Origin of the sequence: Lysinibacillus pakistanensis (assembly GCF_030123245.1) — a bacterium.
In the GTDB taxonomy this organism is placed as follows: Bacteria; Bacillota; Bacilli; order Bacillales_A; family Planococcaceae; genus Lysinibacillus; species Lysinibacillus pakistanensis.
The window spans coordinates 750,414-776,662 of the sequence record NZ_CP126101.1 but is presented as its reverse complement, the minus strand read 5'-3'; the positions used below and the strand labels follow the sequence as shown (position 1 = coordinate 776,662).

At 35.8% G+C, this 26,249-nt stretch carries 16 protein-coding genes; 2 read left to right on the top strand and 14 right to left on the bottom strand.

The window, feature by feature from the left end:
- Nucleotides 1-39 precede the first annotated feature (39 nt).
- The 4 genes from murJ to QNH24_RS03630 form a co-directional block, all read right to left on the bottom strand.
- Nucleotides 40-1,581 (bottom strand): murein biosynthesis integral membrane protein MurJ, encoded by a 1,542-nt coding sequence (gene murJ, locus QNH24_RS03645; protein ID WP_283870799.1) that lies wholly within the window; start codon nucleotides 1,579-1,581, stop codon nucleotides 40-42.
- Nucleotides 1,578-2,678, bottom strand: coding sequence for a glycosyltransferase (locus tag QNH24_RS03640; protein ID WP_283870798.1), 1,101 nt, complete (start codon nucleotides 2,676-2,678; stop codon nucleotides 1,578-1,580). The genes murJ and QNH24_RS03640 overlap by 4 nt, the downstream gene beginning before the upstream one ends.
- A complete protein-coding gene (locus QNH24_RS03635) occupies nucleotides 2,675-3,820 on the bottom strand; it encodes a polysaccharide pyruvyl transferase family protein (protein ID WP_283870797.1) in 1,146 nt (381 codons plus the stop codon). The genes QNH24_RS03640 and QNH24_RS03635 overlap by 4 nt, the downstream gene beginning before the upstream one ends.
- 227 nt (nucleotides 3,821-4,047) lie before the next feature.
- On the bottom strand, nucleotides 4,048-6,318 hold the full coding sequence (locus tag QNH24_RS03630) for an S-layer homology domain-containing protein (RefSeq protein ID WP_283870796.1): 2,271 nt from the start codon (nucleotides 6,316-6,318) through the stop codon (nucleotides 4,048-4,050).
- Nucleotides 6,319-6,553: 235 nt separating this feature from the next.
- Between QNH24_RS03630 and QNH24_RS03625 the strand changes: the two genes are divergently transcribed.
- Nucleotides 6,554-8,530: an S-layer homology domain-containing protein gene (locus tag QNH24_RS03625; protein ID WP_283870795.1), complete on the top strand. Its 1,977-nt coding sequence runs from the start codon at nucleotides 6,554-6,556 to the stop codon at nucleotides 8,528-8,530.
- 392 nt (nucleotides 8,531-8,922) lie between these two features.
- Here QNH24_RS03625 and QNH24_RS03620 read toward each other — a convergent pair whose 3' ends face one another.
- Complete coding sequence (locus QNH24_RS03620; protein WP_283870794.1) at nucleotides 8,923-10,203, bottom strand: oligosaccharide repeat unit polymerase; 1,281 nt, start codon at nucleotides 10,201-10,203, stop codon at nucleotides 8,923-8,925.
- A gap of 346 nt (nucleotides 10,204-10,549) precedes the next feature.
- On the opposite strand from QNH24_RS03620, the gene QNH24_RS03615 reads away from it, so the two are divergent.
- Complete coding sequence (locus QNH24_RS03615; RefSeq protein ID WP_283870793.1) at nucleotides 10,550-12,475, top strand: S-layer homology domain-containing protein; 1,926 nt, start codon at nucleotides 10,550-10,552, stop codon at nucleotides 12,473-12,475.
- Between the two features lie 75 nt (nucleotides 12,476-12,550).
- Here QNH24_RS03615 and QNH24_RS03610 read toward each other — a convergent pair whose 3' ends face one another.
- The 9 genes from QNH24_RS03610 to QNH24_RS03570 form a co-directional block, all read right to left on the bottom strand.
- Nucleotides 12,551-14,440 (bottom strand): N-acetylmuramoyl-L-alanine amidase, encoded by a 1,890-nt coding sequence (locus QNH24_RS03610; RefSeq protein WP_283870792.1) that lies wholly within the window; start codon nucleotides 14,438-14,440, stop codon nucleotides 12,551-12,553.
- A 140-nt stretch (nucleotides 14,441-14,580) separates the two neighbouring features.
- Nucleotides 14,581-15,468 (bottom strand): hypothetical protein, encoded by an 888-nt coding sequence (locus tag QNH24_RS03605; protein WP_283870791.1) that lies wholly within the window; start codon nucleotides 15,466-15,468, stop codon nucleotides 14,581-14,583.
- 87 nt (nucleotides 15,469-15,555) lie between these two features.
- Nucleotides 15,556-16,953, bottom strand: coding sequence for a sensor histidine kinase (locus QNH24_RS03600; RefSeq protein ID WP_283870790.1), 1,398 nt, complete (start codon nucleotides 16,951-16,953; stop codon nucleotides 15,556-15,558).
- A gap of 3 nt (nucleotides 16,954-16,956) precedes the next feature.
- Nucleotides 16,957-17,604, bottom strand: a complete 648-nt coding sequence (locus QNH24_RS03595) for a response regulator transcription factor (protein ID WP_283870789.1) — start codon at nucleotides 17,602-17,604, stop codon at nucleotides 16,957-16,959.
- Between the two features lie 409 nt (nucleotides 17,605-18,013).
- Nucleotides 18,014-19,942, bottom strand: a complete 1,929-nt coding sequence (locus QNH24_RS03590) for an N-acetylmuramoyl-L-alanine amidase (protein ID WP_283870788.1) — start codon at nucleotides 19,940-19,942, stop codon at nucleotides 18,014-18,016.
- Nucleotides 19,943-20,856: 914 nt separating this feature from the next.
- Nucleotides 20,857-22,758 carry an N-acetylmuramoyl-L-alanine amidase gene (locus tag QNH24_RS03585; RefSeq protein ID WP_283870787.1) on the bottom strand — a complete coding sequence of 634 codons (1,902 nt, stop codon included), beginning with the start codon at nucleotides 22,756-22,758 and terminating at the stop codon, nucleotides 20,857-20,859.
- Between the two features lie 238 nt (nucleotides 22,759-22,996).
- Nucleotides 22,997-23,929: a C40 family peptidase gene (locus QNH24_RS03580; protein WP_283870786.1), complete on the bottom strand. Its 933-nt coding sequence runs from the start codon at nucleotides 23,927-23,929 to the stop codon at nucleotides 22,997-22,999.
- Between the two features lie 349 nt (nucleotides 23,930-24,278).
- Nucleotides 24,279-25,361 carry a CAP and S-layer homology domain-containing protein gene (locus tag QNH24_RS03575; protein ID WP_283870785.1) on the bottom strand — a complete coding sequence of 361 codons (1,083 nt, stop codon included), beginning with the start codon at nucleotides 25,359-25,361 and terminating at the stop codon, nucleotides 24,279-24,281.
- A 164-nt stretch (nucleotides 25,362-25,525) separates the two neighbouring features.
- On the bottom strand, nucleotides 25,526-26,182 hold the full coding sequence (locus tag QNH24_RS03570; protein ID WP_283870784.1) for an S-layer homology domain-containing protein: 657 nt from the start codon (nucleotides 26,180-26,182) through the stop codon (nucleotides 25,526-25,528).
- Nucleotides 26,183-26,249 lie beyond the last annotated feature (67 nt).

Below are 26,249 nucleotides of genomic sequence, written 5' to 3'. Positions count from 1 at the left end.
AAATGGGTATCCTAAATGAATTCTCGGATACCCATTACTTTATTGCTTTAAAAATTTTCTTTTTAATTTATCACTAAATTCTTTGACTTCCTTCACTCCAAATAATAAATAAGAGCCTACAACAACTGCGCTAAAAATAACTAGGCTTGCAATGAACGTTATATATCTGTTGTCAAATATTAAAAACTTACTTGAAAAATACAAAACAATTGTGATAATGATCATTGGCGGAACTGCTCTGAAAAATTGAAGCTCTTTGCTAAAAATACCCATTTTCAAATCATACTTATAGGCTGCATAAACAATCAGCATAATAAAGTTTGTTACTGAACTCACTAAAGTACCCCATGCAATTGCCTCTGCTCCATATTTATCGACAAGCAGCATAATAACGGCAATGTTAACAACGAATACATTTATTAAGCTGAAGATAACCGGTGCTATTGAGTCACCCTTTGCATAATAAAAGCGCGTTATATACATGTTTGCAGCTAAAAAATACATCGATAAACAGAAGATTGCCATTACTGGTGTAGTAATTGCAGTTGAAACTTCATCAAAATTACCACGCTGATAAACAACCTGTATAAGATTCTCTGCGTAAAAATATGAGTAGATTGTTACAGGATAAAGCAACAACAATAGATAATGTAAACCTTTGGAGTATAAGCTTTTAATAGAAGCATGGTCATTCTCTGCCTCTTTTTTACTCAAAATTGGAAAGATAACAGTCGTTACAGCTGTAATTAAAATTGCTTGCGGGAATTGCATAAGTCTTGAAGCATAGTTTACAGCAGCTACTGCCCCTTCAGATAACATCCCTGCAAAAACACGCTGTAATAATGCATAAAGTTGAATTGTAGCGCCACCGAGCATCATCGGTAAAATTATTACCCACAATTGCTTTGATGCCATATTACGTTCAAATGAAAAACCAACCTTATATGAACCCATTTTACGATAACCGACAATTAAGAAGTATATCATTATTATCGCACTTACTAATGCACTAATCCCATATCCCACTGCATCGATAGCTTCAATATTAGATAAAACTACAGCAATTAATAAAAAAACTGCATTATAAATTAAAATGGCAAAACTAGACAAATGGAATTTGTGATTTGCGTTTAGCAACCCACTATACCATGAGGATAATACGAGTAAGATTGACGAAGGCATCATCCAATAATACAGATTTTTAGCTAACTCTAAATCACTTTGACTTAATTTCCCATCTTCGTCTTTAGCTTGATTAAACATGTCCATAATCGGATTAGTAAATGCTAACATTACAATGGTCATTATGGAGACAGTTAACAATACAATTGTAAAGGACTGTTTAACAAATAGGGCACGGTCCGTTGTTTCCCGATTATAAATAGTGATAACAGCAGTAGTAAATGCACCACCTACGACTAGATATAAAAAATTTGGAATTGTATAAGCTGTAAAAATACTATCAGCAATATGGCTACTGCCATATTGATAACCAATAATTACTTCGCGTAAGAATCCAAAAACACGAGATACAATATTAATAATCGTAACTGCCCCGATTATTTTTAAGAAATTATTCATAAGTCATCCCCACCTTCAATGGCCGACTTATAAATCGCTATACAGCGAGCTGTTATATTTTTTTCATCGTGAATGTCTAAAACTTTCTCGACTGCTTCACGATTCATATATTGTTCTTTTGGCGTGTTCACGGCACGCAGCATCTCCTCAGATAAAACCATAGCATTTTCGGGCTCCACTAAATGCCCTGCGCCTTCCCCAAGCAAAGAGACAAGGCCACCTACATTTGATGCAATAACAGGTGTATCTGTTGCTAATGCCTCTAAAGCCACTAAACCAAATCCTTCTAAATGGGATGGTAATACAAAGACATCACTTGCTTGGAACCACTTCACTAGTTCTTGTTGTTTTAGTGGATCTACAAATTTGACGTCCTCACTAATTAATGGTTGCAGGGATTGGTAAAATGTCTGGTCTCTTCTAGAGCCTACAATCGTTAACTCTACAGGACGTGATACCTTTGTTTTAAGCATTTGGAAAGCCTGTAATAGCTCTTCCACACCTTTTTGTTTAATTACATTTCCAACAAATAAAAATCGGAAGGGCTCAGCAGCTAATTGTAATTCTGTACGCATAGCAGCTTGGCTTTCTTTGGTGAATACCTCTCGATTAACCCCCATGCTAACAACAGAAATTTTATTCTGTTCAATGCCAAAATCTTGTTCTATTTGTTGTGCTAGGACAGGACCCACTGCGATAACGTGCTCACTTTCACGCAAAATACTTGCTGTCCAATTGCGAATTCTTGCATTCTTTTTAGCCATACGTTCTATATCGCCACCATGGGCTGTGACAATAAACGGTATACCAAACATTTTCTTCAAAAGTAAAGACAGCATACCAGAAGGGAACACATAATGGGCGTGTGTAACATCAATGGATTTTCTATATTTAAAGCCCTTCATCAATGTTGAAAAACCCCATTTTGCATATTTCATAATAGTGTTTTTCTTGCCTGTTGCTGGGTTAGTATTCACAGATATTTCTACATCTAGCCCTGCTTTTTCAAGTGCTGTGACTTGGTTTTTCACAAAAATACCGAATGATAAATGATCAGATGTTGGATACATATTACTAATGACGAGTATTTTTTTCATAGACGTGTCACTGCCTTTTTCATTAATTCCTGACCATGCATGGCCTCTTTATGAATTTGTGTAGCAATTTGTTTCGTCTCTGCAATTGACTGCTTCCAATCGCTACTTAGTTTGCCAACCAATGTGGATAGGGCCTTCTCATCATCCTCTAAATCCTGCATTTGTAAGCAACGATCTGATGCGCCCACAAAGGACATAAAATCCTGAACTTTTGTATGGTAGGATATTGCGATAATTGGTGTTTCCGAATTCGTTGCCAAAATTAGGGAATGCAAACGTGTACCAATAACAATATCCTGCTCCTCAGTTACTTCAAGTAATCGCTCTGGCACCAAATTTTCCTCAATAATTTCTGTATATGCACGTTGCTGCATTTTTTTCTGAATATCCTTAGTCACAGTAACGTCCTGCGGAAACTTCGTAGCAAAAAAAGTAATTTGGATATTGTGCTCAGAAATTACATGATCTAAATTTTTTGCCATGCTTGTCACGTATGCATCGTATTTTTCAACATTTCCTTCTGGCCAATAATTTGCATTATAGTAAGGAACCGCTGACACCCCTATTTTAACCGGTTTTTCAGCGTAATTATGGCGATCCCCTTTCAATGTAAAGGCAGGATCACCAATAATTTCTATCGGCTTTTTTACGCCAATACTATGCAATAGCTTTTTAGACTGAGGATCCCTTACAGAAATACTTGCTGCATAACGACACATAGCCCGTATGCTAATCTTTCCAGAAAATGTATCCAGCGGTCCAGCACCACATCCGTAAATAATGTAGGGAATATTACTTTGTTTGGCCATCATTGCATATGCTCCATACAGGTGAGCCTCACGTTTATAGAAATCCATTAAAATACCACCTCCACCAATGATGAGGAGGTCAAATTTTGATACGTATGGTTTATTATTTTTATAAGTATGGATAAACGTTTTAAATAAGTTACTCTTTCTGTAATACAATGGATAGCTATGTACCCCATAACGCTCGGATGTTTGTTGTGTGTTATTACTAAAAACGGTAATGTCATCACTAGTTACCGAAAATGTTTGTTTTACTTGTTGAAGAATGCCGTATAATATTGATTCATCACCATTATTATCATTGCCGTAATTCCCCACAATGCCTATTTTCATTAAAAAACATCCTTTTACTTTTTAATACTGAGATTATACCACAATTGTTCATCATCGTTCTTTTTAAAAATAGTAAAAAAAAGAGGAGCTTTATACTAGTTGATTCATCCCTTTAATGTGAGGTTAATATGCAGGTGAAGAATCTACTAGTCTTTATAAACAAAAATAGCAAACTAGATATAGTGACTAGTTTGCTATTTTTTACATACAATGCTCTTCTTTAAAGACTATTTCCCTGGCTGAATGGCTCTATATAGGAATAAACCGAAGTGAGCGCGACTAATAGATTCATTTGGCTTGTACGTATTATCGTTATAGCCAGTTGTAATTTTATTTGCCGCTAATTGTTGAACATATGAGTAAGCCCAATGATTCTTCGGTACATCTTTAAAGTTAATGCTGCTTGTCCCATTTAATTTATAAGCTAATGCTACTACTTTTGCCATTTGTGCACGAGTCAAGGTACCATTTGGATCAAAGGTATTGTCACCTTTTCCACTCATAATACCTGCCTCTACAACTGCTGCAATCTGTTTATAGTATACGTGATTCGCAGGGATATCTTTCAATCCTGGATTTTTTATATTTGACGTATTTAAACCAAGTGCTCGGCTAATAATGACTGCCGCATGTGCTCTTGTCAGTTTATCATTCGGTCTAAATGTGCCATCTGCTTGCCCTGTAATAATTTTATTCTTCGTTAAATATTCGATTTCCTTATAGTACACATAATTATTTGGAATATCTTTAAACAAAGCAGCTTTTGCTACAGTTACCGTAGCCGCTTCACTTTTTGCTCCTAACGTAGCCACTATCTTACCAGTAGCACCTGGATTTTTAGCTGTAAACTTACCATCACTAGTAATGGTACCGATATCTCCTTCTACAGACCATTTTACCTGTGATGCATTGTAAACTAGAGGTTTACCCTCGTCATCCTTTGCATCCATAGTAAATTTGACAGTTTCGCCAGCGCTCACTGTTTTTGATTTCGGTGCAACGTTCATTGTTGCTGCAGCATCTACTACCTTCACTTGGAATGATTCAACAGGCGAGCCATCGTGGTTGATGAAAATACGATCATTGCCAGCTGTCGTTGAAGTATAGTTCAAGCCGTTAACTTTTAAAGTATTATTCTCAGATGTTAGCGATACATGACCGTCTAATGGTAGTGTATTATAGTTTTCATCTAAAATATATTGCACTGCTATACTAGACGAAGCACCCGCTAAAAGAGTTGCATAGCTTGTACTATTCGTATATTTTATATATTTTCCTTCGCCAGTTGGTGCCGTACTTACAGCTTGTAATGTTGCGGACACAAGACGCTGTGTATTACCCGAATTAGAAGGTAAGTTTGCTAATACTACATTATTGCTACCGTAGTTGCGAATACCCATTGTTGTTGAGCCGCCACCATCTAAGTTGATCGCTTGATCTACACCAAGAGATACTAAATAGTTCGCAAGTTGAACCAAATTCATACCTTTACTATGCTTTTGACCTCCATCAACTGTAATAAAGTGTACTGTTTTTCCATTATTACTTGTTGCTACTACAGTGCGAGGTACAACTGCTTTTGCACGACTACTAGATGTGCTCATCATAATGTAAGGCTTATTATCCTTTACTAAATATGGGCCACTTGCCAAGATAAACTGTGCATCCTGCCAAAGCTTATCAATAGAGAAGTTAACACTCAGCTCATCTCCAATTGCTATTTGGCTTAGCTTCTTGTGCCAATCTCCACCTTGTAAAGATACAACGAATCCTGTTGAAGGAATGGATACCTTTTCCTTTGATCCGTAAGGTGTAATTTTAGTCACCTTTCCAGTTAACGTTTGTCCAAATTTATTTTCAGTAATTGGTTCACCCGTATCTACGACGATTTCAAAACCATATTCATTTGTATCTGTTGTTTTACTATAAAATTGTGGCGTATAAATAATTGATTCATAGATATTTCGTTCACGATTCATACCTGACATTTCATAATTTGTACCGTTATGAGAAAGCGTGACATCAAAGTCAAAATAATCAATAACACCGCGCCCATCTGCTGCCATCCCAAATGCAGTAGGTACATTCATATATTGATCAGAGCCATTTGACACAGCCCCGCCATTTAAAATCACATTATTTTTTGCTAATAAAAATAATGGGTAGCCTTCAGACATATTAAAAAAGCTTGCATTAATAGCCCCCACTACACGATTGCCTTCACGTGAAAGACGATTAGCATTTGCTGTTGTCGATTCTTTTCCATTGACTGCTGCAGGCATACCTAATTGTACTTCTGTTGTTGGATCACCTACATTAATTGCAATATGATTAATGGAATTTGTATAGGTATTGCTGTATGTATATTGTTTATACTGCACACCTTTCGAGAGCGGATAATCCTTTTTGACCGTTTGAGATGCATAAGCATTTAACGGGGTCATCACCATTGACAATAACACAACTAAAACTAGTAAATTTTTTGCTATTCTTTTCATTTTTTGCGCTCCCAAATAATTTAGAGCCCTCACTCTCCCCTCACATATTTTACTTCTATAACATTATCAAAAATATGCCAAAATAGCTATGGAACATTTATGCTATTTTCCAGTTTCATTTAATTGTAAAGAAAACTGTTTATATAGTCTCATTTTACGATTTTTCTAACATTTGACCCTTATCGCGACACTAGAACTTTGTTAAAATGATGTAGAAGTTTAGGAGGGTAAAAATATGAAAAAACTATCAATCATAGCATTGCTCATGACTGTAGTTGGCTTGCTTTTTATGCAGCCACAGCTAGCATCAGCCGATGAACTTTCAGGGCATTCCCATGAACCGGGTCTTCGTTATTTAATTTCCAAAAATGCATTAGTATTAGATGCCAAAGGAAGCTACCGTCCAAATGCCAATGTAACACGTGGCGAATTCGCTTCTTATTTAGCAAAGTCTATGGAGCTTAAAGAAGCAAACAACATCGTATTTACTGATGTCCCAAGTACATATTTGTATGCGACAGATATTCAGCTCGCTGCCACGGCTGGAATTATTACAGGCTACAAAGATGGCTCATTTAAACCGAATGCAGCTATTTCAAGACAGCATATGGCGATAATGCTGGAAAGAGCAATAAACTTTTTAGAAATTCCAAAAGGTACTTCTTCTATTACCTTTAAGGATAACGCAGCAATCATTAAAGAATATCGCCAGGCAGTAGCTATTGGTGCTCAATTAGAAATCATTAGAGGATCAGATGGTTACTTTATGCCAGAAAAAAATGCAACAATCGGTCAAGCGGCTACATTTATCCATCGATTAATGACACTTGCTGATGCAAATACTGGTAAAGAAGATGGTGGAAATTCAAACCCTGGTGACCCTAACAATGGTGATCCAAACGGTGGTACTCCAAGCCCAGGCGAATCAAATACCTCTAAATTTGCTGTGAAGGAAATCTCCAATGGCACATTGGTTGGTAATCAAGAATTTACTACCTTTAATGCTGCCGAGAAGGCTATAACAAACAATACGCAGGTAATTGTTCAAAATAATAAAATTATGAAAATGTCCTCTGGCTATGTTGTGACAAATAATTATGTTGTCTTAAACTCAGAAACAATTAAGGATCAAATTGGGGTTGCTGGGGATACTGAAATGGAATACCTTAGCAGTGATGCTACACAGGTGAAGGTTCGACTAGCAGGACAAGTAGGCTATTTAAAGCACGCAGATGTGACATTAATCCCATTTTCAATGAGTAAAGGTCGTTCTTACTATTCAAATGAAAATGGTGAAATTAAGCACACGCTTTACGATTACAAAACTAATAAGTATTCATCTAGCTATGTCTTCGGAAAAGCGCCTTCTTTTATGAAGTCAGGCGAAAAATACTATAGCTGGGATGGTATCTTTTTCACAAATGGAAATGGCTCCTCTAAGGGTGAGGCCTATAATTACTATCAATTTTTACCGGCTCGCGCTAAAACACAATATACAGCAGAGGAACTTGATGCGTATATTATGAACAAACTAGCGGAAGTGGAAAGCACAGGGATTACTCTCTATAAAGATGCTACAACGAAAAGTAAGCTTATTGGCTTAGGGCAAACATTAAAAGAGGTAGAAGAGATTTCACAAATTAATGCGCTGCTTATTTTATCACTTGCTCAGCATGAAAGTGCTTATGGTATGAGTAAGAACGCCCAAAACTTAAATAATTTATTTGGTTTATATGAATATGATACAAACCCACTAAACAAAAAATTTGATAGTGTTGCTGCAAATATCAGTGAGCTTGTTGAAAAATTCCTTCAGCCAAACTACATTACTCCAGGGGGGTCTCCTGGAAGAAACTATGCTAATGGTGCAGTCGTTGGTTCAAAGGCTGTTGGCTTTAATGTAAAATATGCTTCTGATCCATTCTGGGGAGCGAAAATTGCAGGTCATTATTACCGTGCTGAAAAGGCTTTAGGCTTTAAGGATGCCAAAAATCCATATATAGTTGGTATCACAACGACTACTGGTTTAAATGTTCGTACAGATGCATCGACAAGCAATAGCCCACTATTCACTTATGCAAGAAGTGGTATGCCTGTTATCATTACAAGCTCTGCTACAAATGGCTGGTATGAAGTCCTTTCTGATAAGCTTCATTCAGGAACAGCTTTTATAAGTAAAGACTACGTACAAGTGATTAACACTGTAAAATAAAAGAAAAGTCGTCCTTCATGCAAGGGCGACTTTTGTTTTGTTGAAAAACTATTATATCGATGACATATAGTACTCTGTGGCAAAACGAAGCACACCACAGATAAGCTTATGAATATAATAACTATTGGGCTCTGAAGATTGTTAGTCTATTTAGCACAAGTAGCCTTCTATCTAGCACAATTACGAGTCAATCATGCACTTTTCCTCATCAATTCAGCAACCCTCCCTCAAAAACAAAGATTTCCAAATGTATTCGACCCAAAACTTTTGAATAAAACCCCTTTATTCATAAAGATTAAATGGTATAATTTTCCATAAACCTCAAAAATATTGCTTGGGTAATAATTTCTATAAAAAAAGATGCCTCAAAAAATTTGAGACACCTTTAGATGTTAATAGCGAAGTTTTTTGTTTTCCGTTTTTATAATCGCTGAGGCTAATATCACAAAGCCAAGCATTAAAATAAAGATTAAATCTAGTAAGCCTGTGTGCATTGATACTGTAAATAAAGTAATAACAAAAGCATAGGCTACTGAGTGGAAGCTACGGATACCACCTTGCTTCACTTTATTATAAATAAGTGAAATTAGTACCCCATAGAAGAAGAAGCCAATTGCCACAAGCAAATAACCACCATCTAAGAATAATTGGCCGATAAATGTCGGTGTAGTTGTTCTTGTTGGACGTGTGATATATTTACCTTCCTCAACACTTAAGGAGTTGACAACCTCGGTTACTCGCATACGTGGTGACACTTGCTCACCCGGTAAAATCGTACTGAAGATACCCCCATGAATTTCTCCATTTAGGTAACCTTCCTCCTGTGTATACTCCATAATTTTACTTAAAACAATATGACCAGTCACACTCTCACCATTTAATGAACGAATCCATTTAGGTGTTAAATTAACTTTTTGCTCTACAGTTAACAGCTTTTCTTTTTCTGATTCGGTTAATTCTACATCTGGCTGTTCACGACTATTAAATTCCTTCGTTGTATCCTCAGTTAAAACACGCAGGAAGCCGAACATTGAAAATGCTACACCAATCACTAACAATGCAGTCAGGAACCATGTCAGTTTCACACGCTTTACAACATAGTGGAAAATAATAATACCTGTAAATAACATGATAATAAGTGGTGTACGATATCCCATTAATAAGAATAAGAACATAACACCAGCGTAAATGGAACCATATATCAAGACTTTCTTCCATGACATGTGCTTTTCTAATATCATTTTATAGGATAATAGCAATAACACACCAAACCATAATAATTGGGCAAAGAAGTTTAACTTTGGATTGAGGTTACGTCGGTTGGATTCATCAGCAATCCCTAATCCTCCACCAAAAATCATTAAAAAGTATGACGCTAGACCAAGTAATGTTAAAAATACAATGAAATGAACAACATACTTCCCAAAGAAGGATAAACCAAATGATGGGATTGTCCACTGCAATTTATCAATAATAAAGACTCCAATATAATAGCAAGCAATCGCTAAAAGTACCGCTGGCCAAATTGACACACGTACATTAAATAGTTCAAATCGATGGAAATCAAAAAGACTTGTAAAGAAATAGAGTACTAATATAAAAGGTAAAAAGAAGTACGGTGAAAACGTATCAATCTTGTTGACCTTTTCAAAAGTTTGTTTCAGTTTATTCATAAATGTCATACATCTCAGTAGATGTGATTGCCCTCCTCTATCGTGAATCATCGTTGTGTAATTCTTTCATTTTCTATACAAAACAAAGGTTATTATATCATAAATACAGGTAGACTTATAGAAAGGAATGAATGTATTTTATATGAAATTATTCGATCATTTCTCTATTTGTCCAAATGGGAATTAGAAACCATTTTATAATATATCCATACTTTCTTTAATTTAAAAATAGCAGATGAAAATTTTAGAAAAGAGCCAAATATTAATGATTCATCCATTATTTAGATGTATGATGAGTAATAGTCATGCACGTTGATGTAATATACAAATAAAGGATGTGGATTTAATGAAGAAATTATGCGTTTCATTTTTCTTACTTTGTACTTTTATAGTGATTGCTTCCTTATCACCTACGGAAGCAAAAGCAGCACAAAAAATCGGTGTTGTTTTTTCAGAAAGCAGTGAAAAATATGCGAATACAACACACCCAGGTGGTACATATAAAGGACAAGCTGTTTCACCCAAGGTAGATTATAGCTCTACTTATAATAAAGAATTAAAGGCTTTTCTCCTCTATCAGCAACAGGGCTTTCAAGTAGAAAAAATTTATGAGAAGGACCTAAATAATCTAGAAAATTTAAGTCAATATGACGCAATCGTCTTCGCTTATACAGTTATGATGAATCATCAGCAACGTGAAAATGTAAAAATGTACATAAGAAATGGTGGCGGTGCCATCTTTGCATTCCAAACAGCACGGAACGAATCTACTAAATTTCCTAAGCCAGGTCAAATGGATCTTTCTCCTTTAATTTATGATGTAAATTCATGGGTTATGGAGTGGGATAATTTAACGGAGGTCTTCCATTCACGTTTTATTGACGATATTATGCTTGGAAATTCAACAATAAGTAATGTTAATACCGTTCATCCCATTATTCAACATACAACAAAAGAGCTTGGCAAAAGTAAGATTAGTCTTACAAAAACAGATCAAGATTGGGTGGAAATCATAAAACCTTGGCAAGGTGGGTCAGCAACACCTATATTATATTTCTCAGATTATAATAGTACAGATAAACCAAAGACTATGAAAAAAAATGAATTTGGTGCAGCACATGCTATCGAATATGGTAAAGGCCGAGTCGTTCAAATTGGCTTTAAAATCTATGATTATATTGATATAGATACTAAAGCAGATTGGCAGGATAATGAAAATGGGGCTGCCTATTCAACAACACATGGCGACAAAGATGCCCAAGTATTTATGAAGCATGCTTTAAATTGGGTATCCGAAAATCACAATGGTTTTGTTCCACGTCGTTATAATCTGTCACTATACTCTGATAGTGTTCAAGGTTATGTAGCTCCGTCCGGAAAGTTTGTTTTCTACTCTACTGTCACGATTAAAAATAATGGCAATGTGCCAGCACGCGGTACCTTGCAAGTAGAGATTTTAGATGCAAACGATAAAGTCGTAGGCAAAGGGCATGAACGCTACATACCCGGGCTAGCTGCAGATGCTACAACAAATAATGCTGATCAAAAAGACATCAGTTCTCACACAGAAAAATATCAAATTTTTATGCCTGGTAATTTAGCTGCTGGAACATATACAATACGTACATCCTTTATAGAAGGGCGTGATGATCGTAAAAATGCTGATGAAAAATATGCTACGATTGCAGAAATTAAAACGCTCACACGCGCAAAAGGTTCCAATAAAGCAACAATTGCGGCTGCACCATTCTTCCAAGATGTAGCCAAATCGAATGGAGCCTACTATGATATTAAAAATTTACAAGCATTAGGAATTGTCAAAGGAAGTAATGGGAAATTTAATCCACAGGGTACTTTGACACGCTTACAGGCAACAGAAATGATACTACGAGCACTAAATATTCCTACTTCAAGCTCAGCTGCATTAAATGCCCAAGATAGTAAAGCAGGTGATTATGGCTATGCCGTATTAGCAACAGGCGCACGCTATGGCATTATTACTTTAGAGGATGGCAAAATAAATGCTCATCAGCCAATGACTCGAGCTGCTATGGCAAGAGCACTTGTTAACGGCTTCAAGTTGCAGGGAATTGTAGAAATCACCTTTTCAGATGTACCTAATGCTCACGCCTATTTTAAAGAGATACAAGCACTTTATGCACTCGGCATCACAACGGGCTATGCGGATCACACATTTAAACCAAATGGTACTGTGACACGTCAAAACTTTGCTCAATTCATCAATAGAACACTTCATGCAAATTCGAAATAAAATAGGATAAGTAAGTCTTTTTAATAAAACGAATAAAAGCTACAACGTTTATCTAGCACGTTGTAGCTCTTTTTCTCATTGTTTTGAGTAATATTCCACAATACCCTTGTAGATAGATTCAGCAAATAGCTCAACATAATGATCATCTGTCAATTTAGCGCGATCTTCACTATTTGTTAGGAAGCCTAGTTCAACTAGAATAGCTGGAATAATTGTGTTGCGAATTACATAGAATTGTTCATTTTTGACGCCTCGGTTCCTCATCTTTAAATCATTAACAATTTGATTGTTCACAAATGTCGCAAGATCAATACTCTCTTGCTTATCCCCTGATGTCATCGCATAAAATGTTTCAGTGCCATTTGCAGTAGTATTATTTAAAACAGAGTTCGCATGGATGCTGATAAAAATTTCACCATAGTTCACATTTGTAAAATCTACTCGGTCTGGTAATGTAGGATACACATCATCAGTACGTGTCATTAAAACATTGGCCCCTGTTGCAGCTAATTTTCGCTCCACCAATTTACTAACCTTTAACACAACATCTTTTTCATAAATGGTACCAAAAGTATTCCCTGAATCCGTACCACCATGTCCTGGATCAATAATGATGACTCGATCTTTTAAGGGATGATCGCTTTGATTTAATAGCTTTATATAGGATTTATGAATATATCCTTCTTGCCCTTTATAAGTAACCTGTGCCCAATAACCATTAATCCTATTTACTTGAACATATTCGCCCTTTCTCAGCTTACTTACAACCGTAGAAGTAGCGTTTGCTTCTTTACGGATATTTAAATTATCCACTGTTACGCGGCCTAATAGGTCACCTGAAACGGATGGTGGTGTTGGATTTGGATTAGAAGGGTTTTCTACTACAGCATCCTCTGTACTATTCACCACAATATAGCCAGGTAAATCATTTACTACAGTTAAATAGTAGCCATCTACCGTCTTATAAACTGGCAATGTCACTTTACTATTTACAGTCGAAATTACCTTCGAAGAAGTTGTTGGTTTTACATAAAGATTTATATTTTGTGTTGTAGTAACCTGCTTTTGAACATTTCCTAATGCATTACCATCTGCATCTAAAAATTGTGCATATGTTTTATAAATATAAGCAAAGGACCCTTTATTTGAAACCTTTAACCAGTCTCCTTCAACTGCATGGACTGCTAGTATACTACCTTTATGGACTATACCTATAATATTAGCAGCAGATGAAGTGTCTTTAGATTTACGAATATTTAATCCATCGGTTGTTGCAGCAACTAATCCAATAACCTGTGATGTATCAGGAGCAGCCACACCTTTTACAGGTACATCTAAGCGATACTTTTCATTTTTCGCTCGCGCTACAAATAGCGCAAATTGTTTACGTGTCACCTGTTCGTCTGGATTATATTTTTTATTATTCCCCTTTGTGACTCCGTTATAATAAATCGTATTCACATATGTAACGTATGGATGGTTAATACTAACGTCCATAAAAGGAGAATCGCTATTTTCATACTCACTTGTATCAAGCTTAAACGCCTTCGTTAATACATAACTCATTTCATCACGAGTTAAAGGTTTATTCGGTAAAAATTGTCCTTTTGTATTTGTTTTAAAAAAGCCGAGCTGTACAGCACGCTCTACATAGCCTGAAAGCTCCGAGCCAGCTTTTACATCTGAGAAGCTTGATGTATGAACAACTAGCGGTTTGTTGCCTGAAGCTACAACAACCATTTTTGCCGCTTGTCCACGCGTTACGTTATTATTAGGTTTATAATACATTTTACCTTTTTCCGTATATCCTTTAATGACACCTAAATTCACTAAATAATTAATCTCTTCAAATGCTTCATCTTGTTTCGGAATATCTACAAAAACACCACTTGCTTGTGCACTATGTACAGTAAACATAGAAATAAATAAGATGCATAGTATAAAACTAATCCTTTTGAGATACAATTTCTTAATTCTTCCCTTCTGTTTTACTGTTCATTCTAGTAAAAATCATAAATCTTGTTGTGCTATCGTATTTATAAAAAAGTACGATAGCACGACTATTGTTATTTTTCTTTAAAACGTTTTCCTTTATTTAAACTTGTTTAGTCTTTTATTTCCAACAGCATCGGCCCTTCTTCTTCAAATTTCTTTCGCTGCTCTTCTGTAAAAATGACTTCTCGATTATTCAGTTCTTTTAATTCTTGCTCTATTTTCTTTTCATGTCGCTCAGTTTCCTTCATCCAGCTGTCATAGCCCACCTGAAGAAGTTCTTTATTATGTCTAGAGAAAATGATTTGCACAGCCTCACCTTTATCAGACCTTACACGGAAGAAAATATCCGCATTTTTACCCCCTTGCTTATCTTCTGAATACCCTTGTCCGCTATACTCAACAGATGTTATTTTACCAGATAATAATTGATATTTTTCTACTGCCTCTTTCGCTAAAATTTGAAATTCCTCATTATTCTTCAATAGACTCATATCCATGCCTGCATGAATTTTTGCCTTATGGTAAACCCACTTTGCTATTAAATGATTTTCTCCTGTTACTGCATCTAATTGAAAAGCATATGACAGCATATCATTAATTTTTACATTTGCTTCCCATGTAGCACGTTGCAGTGTCTCATTGTTTACTGGATTATACGTCATTTCTACCGTTTTACCATTCAAATCAAGTTTGAAAACCTTCCACAGATTTTGGCTCGCAAGCTCTGCTGCCTCTTCCATCTTCATGTCGTTTACAGTCGGTTTGTCTTCTCCAACGAACTTTACTTTATAATCTTTTTTTACATAATCCTGTGGTACGCTTTTACTTCCGATTTCCGCATAAGAAACATTGTAGCTAGTAGGAACCATCTGCGTTTTACCAATTTCCGCCGCCTTAATTGTTTGATTAATGCCACTAAACACCATTGTAGTCACAGCTATTGCTCCTACAGATCCAAGTACAAGCTTCTTCATTTCATTTTTTTTTGCCATTTTCATGTCATTCATTCTCCTTCTCATTTGTATGGTGTGATCACAGTTATGAGTATATAAACAGAGGGTTATCAAACTATCATGAACTTATTATTAACTTGTAAAAATTAATTTAGCTGTTGTTCCTTTACCAATTTCCGATGAAAAGTTTAGCTCTGCTTCATGATTAACCGCAATTTGCTTGCAGAGGGTTAAACCTAATCCTGCACCTCCAGCAGAGCGACTTCGAGAAGAATCTACCCGGTAAAATGCCTCTGTTATATGATTAAGATGTTCCTTGGACATTCCTTTTCCATTATCTTGAACAACAATTACCTTATGTTCATTCTCTATATAGGCATTTAGTGTAATCAATCCACCTGAACTACAAGCTTTAAGCGCATTATCGATTAAATTAACTAGCAGAATATGCATGAGATCTGCGTCACAAAACAGTGTATTAAAATAATACTCATAGGAAATCTCGATTTGTTTTTTCTTTGCTTTCATAGATAAAGATTGCTCAACATCATGAATTAGCTCACTCATTTCAACTTTTTTCCGTTCACTTACGCTTGTGCGAAGAGTTGCCATCTCCAGTAATCGATTAGCAATATTTTGCAGTCTACGGCATTCAGACATTATATAATTTGTTGCAAAAATTCTATCCTCTTCAGTACGAACGATCTTCTGAATATATTCCGCATAGCCATAAATCGATGTTAAGGGTGTCCTAAGTTCGTGAGCTAAGTTATCTACAAACTGTTGCTTCTGTTCCGCTGCAATAGCAAGCTGTTGCATCTGACTTTGTATTTCTTCAGCCATATGATTGAAACTTTGTGCCATTTCCGCGAGTTCATCATCTCCGTTAACCTCAATCCGTTTTCCATATTGCCCGTTTGCAATACTTTTAGAAGTAGACGAAATAAGCTGCAATGGCTTAAACACACGATTTAGTACAAATAATAAAGAAACTGCTAGGAATCCACAGATTAGCATCCCAATTAAAAACAGCGTAACTGTCATTTTGTTCCATGAAGAAATAACATCAGATACATTATAATAATAGGCAAGTGTATAGGAATTATATGGTGCTGGCAAAGTGCCTACCACTCTGATGTACTCCTTATCTGCAAGCTTTTCAATCGAAACAAGCCTTTCACTTGTTTGAATATTTTTAGGGATTTCAGGTAGTTCATATAACTCTTCTATTAAGTCTGCATAAAGTTGCTTGTTCTCCTTTGAAATAGTCAATATCACTTTTTGTTTGCTATAAAAATTAAAATAAGAGTGATACAGAGATTCCACTCCATTATCGATAGAAAGACCTCTATTTTCTAATGCATTTAAATCCTTTGCATATGACGATGCGATAAAATAATGCTCTCTTAAACTGCGATCTTTAGAACTTTCCAGATTGCTTATAAGCGTCATTGCTGAAATGAGTATAATTCCACTGTAAAAAAATAAGAGAAATAGCATAAGTGTGAATAAAAAAGTCTTTATTTTCATATTTTACACTTCCAAACGGTATCCCATTTTATAGACAGTTTTAATTCTAGATTCTAGTTTTAGTTTCTTTCTTAGCTTTTGAATATGAACATCTACTGTTCTTGTATCTCCCATATAATCATAGCCCCAAGCAAGCTCAAGCAACTTGTCTCGTGATAATGCAATATTACGATTATTTACCAATACCTCCAGCAAATCGAACTCCCTCGGCGTACATTCAACTAGATTTTTATGAAGGAATACTTGTCTGCTTTTAAAATCGATTTCCACACCATCTAATTCAAAATTTCTTTTTTCTTTGTTCGTGCGTCTTAATAATGCTTCGACTCGCGCCAACAGCTCCAGCATCTCAAATGGCTTCACAAGATAATCGTCTGCTCCGAGAGTCAGCCCCTTTACCTTATCTGACAAACTACTTCGAGCTGTCAAAAAAATAGTAGGCGTTCCCTGAATCTGTTGAAATACTTCAAATCCATCAATCTCTGGAAGCATAATATCCAACAATACAAGATCTATTTCTTGCTGTGCAAACTCATCCATCGCCTCCATTCCATCAAAAGCAGAAATACATCTATGTCCAACTGATTGAAGATTTCTTTTGATTAGCTCATTGATTGGAATTTCATCTTCAACAATTAAAATAGTTGCCACCCGAATCACCTCATCATTAGCTTAGCATTTCTATGTAATAGAGTTGTAAAATCCTTAAAATAACGAGATACAGTCATACGTTAAAACACTTCAGAGGACATATCCAAAACAAGAAAACTGTAATCCATACAGAACTATGCACCAAACTATCTTTAATCGTGGGAACCCTTCAATATCAACTAAATTTGAGGAGGTGCCTTTTTAGAACCCTTAATACTTAAAGGATTAAGTTATGAAATTAACTCGTATAATGCAAAGTTCATATCAAATAATCTGCTTTATTAACATCACTACATTTATAATAGCTAGAAGTTTTTTTATTATTATAGGAAAATTTTCTTATCGGAATTCTCAAAATCTCTGAAATCAAAAGAGCTACATCGTCCGTAAACAATGTAGCCCTCTATAATTATTGTTTTGAGTAATATTCCACAATACCCTTGTAGATAGATTCAGCAAATAGCTCAACATATTGATCATCTGTCAATTTAGCGCGATCTTCACTATTTGATAGGAAGCCTAACTCGACAAGAATAGCTGGAATATTCGTTTTAGCAATTACAATATATTTCATTTCTCTGACCCTACGATCTTTCATATTTACATTTTTAACAATTTGATTGTTTACAAATGTCGCAAGATCAATGTCTTCCTCATACACATCACCTGGAGTCTTAGCGTAGTAGGTTTCAGTACCTTGTGCAGCAGTATTATCTGCGTAATTAGCATGGATACTTACGAAGATCTCACCATAATTAGTATGCGTAAAGTCAACTCGACCTTCTCTTGTAGGATATGTATCCCCTGTACGAGTCATTAGAACATTCGCACCTGCTGCCTCAAGCTTTTGCGTAACAAGAGTGCTGACCTTTAATACAACATTTTTTTCTGCAATAGTACCAACTACAGTTCCAGGGTCATTGCCACCATGACCTGGATCAATTATGATAATTCGATCTTTTAATGGATTACCATTTTGATTTAATAGCTTTATATAGGATTTATGGACATACCCATTTTGACCTTTATAGGTTACCTGTGCCCAATAACCATTTACACTATTTACTTGAACATATTCACCCTTTTTCACCTTATCTACGATTGTAGAAGTAGAGTTTGCCTCTTTTCGGATATTTAAATTATCCACCGTTACTCGACCTAATATATCACCTGAAACTGATGGTGGGGTCGGATCGGGTGTTGGTGTAGGATCGGGTGTTGGCTTTGGATCTGGTATAGAAGGCTTTTCTACTACAACATCCTCTGTACTATCTGCTACGATATAGCCTGGTAAACCGTTTACTACAGTTAAGTAGTAGCCGCTTACAGTGTTATAAACAGGTAATTTCACTTTACTATTAATAGTTGAAATAACGTTTGAAGTAGATGTTGGTTCTAGGTAAAGATTTATATTTTGTGTCGTAGTAACCTGTTTTTTAGCATTTCCTAATGTTTTGCCATCCATATCTAAAAACTGAGCATATGTTTTATAAACATAAGCATAGCCACCATTAGATGAAACTTTTAACCAGTCCCCTTCTATTGCATAGACTGCTAATTTACTACCTTTATTCACTTTCCCAACAATATTATCTATAGTTGAAGAATCTTTTGACTTACGAATATTTAAGCCATCAGTTGTAACTTGGATAGTCCCTATAATTGCTGAATTATCAGGAACAACTACTTCTTTTATCGGCAAATCTAAACGATACTTATCATTTTTGGCACGCGCTACAAATAACGCAAACTGTGCACGCGATACCTGGTCATTCGGATTATATTTTTGACCGCTTCCCTTCGTAATACCATTATAATAAATAGTATTAATATATTGATTGTAAGGGTGAGTTGTTTTTACATCAACAAAAGGAGAATCAATTTTTTCATATTGACTTGTATCAAGCTTAAATGCCTTTGATAATACATAACTCATTTCATCACGAGTTAGGGGTTTATTTGGTGAGAATCGATCCTTCGTATTTGTTGCGAAGTAACCTAGCTGTATAGCACGTTCCACATAACCCGAAAGCTCCGTACCAACAGTTACATCAGAAAAGCTCGATTTTTTTACAGTTAGTGGTTTATTGCCTGATGCAATTACAACCATTTTGGCAACTTGTCCACGAGTTACCTTATTATTAGGTTTATAATAGGTTTTTCCTTTCTCTGTATACCCTTTGATAACACCTAATTTAATTAAATAATTAATTTCTTCATAAGCCTCATGCTTTGAAGAAATATCCTCAAAATTGCTGCTAGCACTTACACTATGTATGGTAAAAAAGGTTGATATTAATAAAATACATAACATAAGACTAATTTTTTTAAAATACAATCCATATTCCCTCCTTTTTATTTGCCTCGTTCATTTTCCGAACTATGGATTTAGTAAAAACAAAGAGTTTTAAACCTCCTTTTATTAGAACGATATATCTCTACCTTTTGTTACATAATTTCGTAATTTTAACAAAATTTATTTCTAATTATATAAGAAAAAACTACATTGTTCTACTTTTGAACAATGTAGTTTCATAGTGTTGAAAAACTAAATGGTCAAGGGACTCTTTGTGAATATTTAGTCAAAATGGAGGTGATTTCCGTTCCAGGCTACTCGCTTTCCTGCGGGCGAGCGACGAGCCGCTTCCTGCGCTGACGCTCCGTGCAGGGTCTCGTCTGTCTCGCTATCCCACGGGAGTCGAGTAGCCTTACACTCCAATCTGCAATAGTGTAGAACTTTAAATATTTTCTTCCTTCAATAGTAAAGTAAAAGCATATTACTCACCATCATTAAATGGATAGAATAGTAGTACAATTCTATAGCTGTCAACCTACATTTTGTGCATAAAAATACTTTATAACTAAACATAAAGCCTCTTACTGCTGTCGTACTGCTTTCGCATAGAAAAATGTTATCAGCTTCATTTTTTACGAAAAATAGCGATGGTTAAGACTTAAATTTATCACTATACATTTATGTGAAATGCCAACGAAAATACTATGAGCAGTGGTTGATTGGAGTGTAGACTGAGTGATTTCTCGGGGATTCAGCGTCACAGATGAGACCCTGGAACGCGAGTGAAGCGGCTCATCGGACGCCCCCAGGAAAGCACTCAGTCAGAACGGAAATCAACCCCTCGTCTTGAAAAAGGGTTAAACTTTTTAATTTGTCACCTTGATTTCATTGACATAATAGTATTTCAACAACATGAAACTACATTGTTCTACTTTTGAACAATGTAGTTTTTATTGTTATTGTTTTGCGTAATATTGGGAAATTCCTTTGTAGATTGAGTCAGCAAATAGCTCGACATATTGATCATCTGTCATTTTCCCGCGATCTTCACTATTTGTTAGGAAGCCTAGTTCAACGAGAATAGCTGGTATAATCGTATTGCGAATAACGTAGTATTGTTCTTCTTTAACACCACGATTTTTCATTTTTAAGTTATTAACAATTTGATTATTAACAAATGATGCTAGATCAATATCTTCCTGATGCATATCACCTGTTGTAATAGCATAATATGTTTCAGTGCCTTGTGCAGAAGTATTCGCTGCTGAGTTTACATGGATACTTACAAAGATTTCACCATAGTTTTCATTTGTAAAATCTACTCGGTCTTGTAGAGATGGATATGTGTCACTTGTACGAGTCATCAATACTTTTGCACCTGCCGCTTCAAGCTTTTGCTTCACAAGTGTGCTGACTTTTAATGTAATAGCTTTCTCAGAGTTAGAACCTACTACAGTTCCTGGGTCCTTACCACCATGACCTGGATCAAGAATGATAATACGATTTTTTAATGCATTGCCATTTTGATTTAAAAGCTTTAAGTATGATTTATGGACATACCCTTTTTGACCTTCATACGTAACCTGTGCCCAATAACCATTAATGCTGTTCACTTGGACATACTCACCTTTAGTAAGTTTGCCTAGCACTGTAGAAGTAGAATTCGCTTCTTTGCGGATGTTTAAATTATCTACTGTCACACGACCAAGTAAATCGCCTGTCACTATTGGAGGAGTTGGGTCTGGATCTGGCGTAGTAGGCTGCTCAACTTCAACATCGACTGTGCTATTAGCAACAATATAACCTGGTAAACCGTTTACTACAGTTAAATAATAGCCACCTGTAGTCTTATAAACTGGTAATTTCACATCACTCTTCACTGAGGAAATGATTTTTGAGGAAGATGATGGCTTAACATAAAGATTGATACCTTGTGTTGTTGTGACCTGTTTTTGGACATTCCCTAGTGCATTTCCATCAGCATCTAAAAATTGTGCGTACGTTTTATAAACATAGGCAAAGGCGCCTTTATAGGTAATCTTTAACCAGTCTCCCTCTACTGCATAGACGGATAGTTTACCTCCTTTATTCACTGTGCCTACAATATTAGTAGAAGATGAGGAATCCTTTGATTTACGAATATTTAAACCATCAGTTGTACTAGCAATCAATCCGATAACTTGTGATGTATCAGGAACTGCTACACCTTTTACAGGGGGTTCTAAGCGATATTTTTCACTTTTTGCGCGTGCGACAAATAACGCAAACTGTGCACGTGTCACTGAACTATTTGGGTTATAATTTTGACCGCTCCCCTTTGTAATACCATTATAGTAAATTGTATTCACATATTGAACGTAGGCATGTGTAATCCCTACATCCACAAATGGAGAATCAATATTTTCATATTCACTTGTATCCAGCTTAAACGCTTTCGTTAGGACATAACTCATTTCATCACGAGTTAAAGGCTTGTTTGGTAAGAATTGTCCCTTTGTATTGGTTCTAAAGAAACCAAGTTGTACAGCACGTTCTACATAGCCAGAAAGCTCTGTTCCAACTGTTACATCAGAAAAGTTTGATTTACTGACAACTAATGGCTTATTACCTGAAGCAACAACAGCCATTTTGGCAACTTGTCCACGTGTTACTGAGTTATAAGGTTTGTAATACGTTTTGCCATTTTCCGTATATCCTTTAATAACTCCTAAACTAACTAAATAATTGATCTCTTCATAAGCTTCGTGATCTTTCGGAACATCTACAAAACCGCCACTTGCTTGTGCGCTATGTATAGTAAACATAGAAGCTGAAATGAATAAGACGCATAATATAAGACTGATCTTTTTGAGGTACAATGTCTTATTTCCTCCCTTCCTGTTCTCGTGTTCATTTTAGCAAAGTTTCACTGACAAAACTATCATACGAATGTAATTTTCTCCTGTTTTCGGCATCACCTCCATCATTGTGACTTACTTCATAAAAAGAAGAGAGCCTGCAAGTGCAAACTCTCCTCAATTTATACAATATTTTAAAGAACTTCCTTGCAATGTGTCACTTTAAACGTAGCCCTGTTCAAAATGAAACGGAATTCAATTATTTCTGTACTTGTTTTGCTCGTTCAATAAATGCTTGAAGATGAGAAATTTTTAACATTTCATCATAACCAAAGTTACCGTTACCTATACCTTCTGTAATACCATTAGAAGCTAAAATTGAAATAAATTCATTTGCCCAATGATTAGTAGGTACATCAGTAAATGCAATTAATTCACCTTTTTGCTCTAAGCCGAAAGCATGTACTAAAACTTTCGCAACTTGTGCACGAGTAATTGGTGAAGAAGGATTAAATTTACCGTTACTATCACCATCAAAAATACCTAACTTCGATACAGCAGCAATTGCACCAGCATGTGCATATGTTGGCTTAACATCTGTAAATTTTGTGTTTTTATCGGATGTATCCAAGTTAAGTGCTTTCGCGATTTGCTCTGCCACTTCTGCACGAGAAGCATATACAGTGAAATCGATAGCAGCATTCTTTACTTCTTCTTTAACAGCTTCTGCTTGTTCACTATCAAATGTTGCTACACGTTTCGCACCAACGTAACGAGAATTCCAATAATATGGATCGTTAACATTTGAATAGCTAACACCTTTATCAGTTTGAGAGTGGATCATTTTTCCGTCACCTATGTATATCGCTACATGTGAGATACCACTACCACTAGTGTTGAAGAATAATAAATCTCCTACCTGAAGATCATTTTTTGCTACTGCAGTTCCTTGTTGATATTGAGAGCCTGATGTACGATTTAATTTAATCCCTAAATCTGAAAAGACCTTGGAAGTGAAACCTGAGCAGTCAAATCCGCTAGTAGTTGTGCCTCCATAAGCATAAGGAGTACCTAAATATTTTGTCGCTGTATCAGTAACATCAGTTGGAGATGCTGCTTCAGCGTTATCTATTTGAGTTGTTGAAAATAACATGAAAGATGCAAAAATCGGTAATAACCATTTCTTTTTCATAGTTTCGGTATACCCCTCTCAGAACTTTTTTGCCTATACATAGACTATCATAAAAGATGCTATTTTAATTTTTCAATTGTGTAACGGATTTTGAATACAAAAAAACGCTGATATACCAACGTTTGCTGGTTTATCAACGCTAAAATATGGGTATTAAATAATGGGTATTTCGGAGTTTTGTAACATTCCTGTAATATTAGCGACATTTTGTCATAATAGATTGCCATATTGAATCATTAAGACTAGTAGAAACGCATTTTAATCATGAAATTATTACCATTGCAACATTTGCAGGTTTTTCACCTCGCCTTATCGACATCTTTCACCATGGCTAACCCTTCCATATGAATTATTGACTAGAAAACAATTGCACCCAATAGTAATTTCCTTTGCTGTCTATAGCAATAGCAACCCCTGTATTTGTGTAATTTTCTCGTAAAATATTGTCACGATGTGCTGGCGAAGCCATCCATGCTTTCACGGCTGCTTCGGGTGATGGAATATTTCTCCCTATGTTTTCTCCTAAGCTTGTATAAGAGTAATCGAATAGGGTTGCTAAATCCCACGGCATTCCATAGTAAGGTGATTCATGCTCAAAATAATGGCGATTTACCATATCTTGTGCCTTTATAACTGCTATCTGTGTTAAGGCTGCATCAAAGCTGAGAGGTTGTAGTTTTTTCTTTTGTCGCTCATTGTTGATTAATTGGATTACATCATTAGACATAGACGATGAATAATTTTTTGTCGACATATAGGACTTTGATAAATAATCATAGGCTATTTCATAATTTGTTACTTTAGATGAAAAATCGAGGCTACGTTCCACTAAAGAGGCAAATTGGGCACGCGTTACTAATTGATTCGGACCAAATTGCTGTCCATTAATGCCTTTAATGACCCCCACATCTGCAAGTGATTCAATATAATCCTTCGCCCAGTGACCCTCTGTAACATCATTAAATTTACTAGTATTTTCGGAATCAACTTCGATCTTATAGGCTAGCGTTAGCAGTTTAGTAATGTGCATTCGCTTCAAAGGTGTATCAGGATAGAAGTAATCACCATTTTGTAAAACCCCTCGTTCAACTAGGGCACAAATTTCCTTGTAATAAGGGTGGTTATCCGATAAATCTGTAAAATCAGGTGAAAATGAAGATTCGAATTTCAATTGCATGGAACGTGCTATTGCCGTAGCTGCCTCTGCCCTTGTAATTGGCTGTTCCGGTCTGAAATAGCCATTCTCATCATTTGTCATATAATGTTTGTCAAGCATATGTGTTATGGAGCTACTAGCCCAATGTGATTGTGAAACATCCTTGGCAATACTAGCTGCTACAGCTTCTTCAGAAGTGATCGTTAGAGGCACTGCGTATGATGTTACTAGCAAGGTAAGAGAAATACCAACAACACTTGATATTTTTTTAAACATAGCGACCGCCTCCTTCATTCATGTATGTAAAACAGTGTTCCCATTATGTACTTAATCATTTTACCCCTTTCAACCGTATACAAACATACCATTATTACCTGTTTTTTCCTAACCAACTTTAAAAAAACACTCTATGGCGGATTGCCTAAGAGTGATTCTTTATCTTATTCAACACCAATCACATAAAAAGAGCCGTCATTTTTTTCTAATAGTCGGTATAGGAATAGTACCATTTGTCCCCGACGAACATCTGTATAAGGCGAAAATGTAGTCGAACTAGTTCCTTGTGTAATCCCATAATCTAATAACGTTTGAATATACTGATTGGTTTCATTATCTTTTGTAAAATCTGAAAAAGGTGCTGTTAATGTTGTAGACTTTTGTAAGTCAAAGCCAAGTGTTAAAATTTTCGCCATTTGACTACGTTTAATAAATTGATCTGGATGATAATTTGCCCCTTTTTGAATAATGCCCTTTGTAGCTAATGCTGCAATTGAACCGTAGTATGGATGAGAGGTTGGAACATCAGTAAAGCCGGGATTTTCTACTTTCTTTGTCTCCAAATTTAATGCTTTTGCTAAAAAATAAGCTGCTTCCCCTCGCGTTAAACTTTGATAGGGGCTAAACATAGTATTTGTTGTTCCAAATACAATACCCTTACTATATAATTCTTGGACTGCCTTATATAATTCTGCCTCACTACCACCATTTTTAATATCATTAAATGGCATAGATGCTGCTTCCGTTGGAATAGCCATAGCACAAGGAGCTACTATTATTGCTGCTGACAAACAGCTTGCTTGAAATAACTTTTTTGACAAAATAAATTCTTCCTTCCCTGCTTGAATAGATAATTTGAGGGGATTTATAAATTTTCATAAACTGCCA

What these genes read in the sequence shown, in the direction of transcription:
- QNH24_RS03600 (WP_283870790.1), bottom strand. Translation starts at nt 16,953, where the DNA reads ATGAAAATAAAGACTTTTTTATTCACACTTATGCTATTTCTCTTATTT.
- QNH24_RS03580 (WP_283870786.1), bottom strand. Translation starts at nt 23,929, where the DNA reads ATGAAAAAGAAATGGTTATTACCGATTTTTGCATCTTTCATGTTATTT.
- QNH24_RS03640 (WP_283870798.1), bottom strand. Translation starts at nt 2,678, where the DNA reads ATGAAAAAAATACTCGTCATTAGTAATATGTATCCAACATCTGATCAT.
- QNH24_RS03605 (WP_283870791.1), bottom strand. Translation starts at nt 15,468, where the DNA reads ATGAAAATGGCAAAAAAAAATGAAATGAAGAAGCTTGTACTTGGATCT.
- QNH24_RS03620 (WP_283870794.1), bottom strand. Translation starts at nt 10,203, where the DNA reads ATGAATAAACTGAAACAAACTTTTGAAAAGGTCAACAAGATTGATACG.
- murJ (WP_283870799.1), bottom strand. Translation starts at nt 1,581, where the DNA reads ATGAATAATTTCTTAAAAATAATCGGGGCAGTTACGATTATTAATATT.
- QNH24_RS03615 (WP_283870793.1), top strand. Translation starts at nt 10,550, where the DNA reads ATGAAGAAATTATGCGTTTCATTTTTCTTACTTTGTACTTTTATAGTG.
- QNH24_RS03575 (WP_283870785.1), bottom strand. Translation starts at nt 25,361, where the DNA reads ATGTTTAAAAAAATATCAAGTGTTGTTGGTATTTCTCTTACCTTGCTA.
- QNH24_RS03635 (WP_283870797.1), bottom strand. Translation starts at nt 3,820, where the DNA reads ATGAAAATAGGCATTGTGGGGAATTACGGCAATGATAATAATGGTGAT.
- QNH24_RS03625 (WP_283870795.1), top strand. Translation starts at nt 6,554, where the DNA reads ATGAAAAAACTATCAATCATAGCATTGCTCATGACTGTAGTTGGCTTG.
- QNH24_RS03630 (WP_283870796.1), bottom strand. Translation starts at nt 6,318, where the DNA reads ATGAAAAGAATAGCAAAAAATTTACTAGTTTTAGTTGTGTTATTGTCA.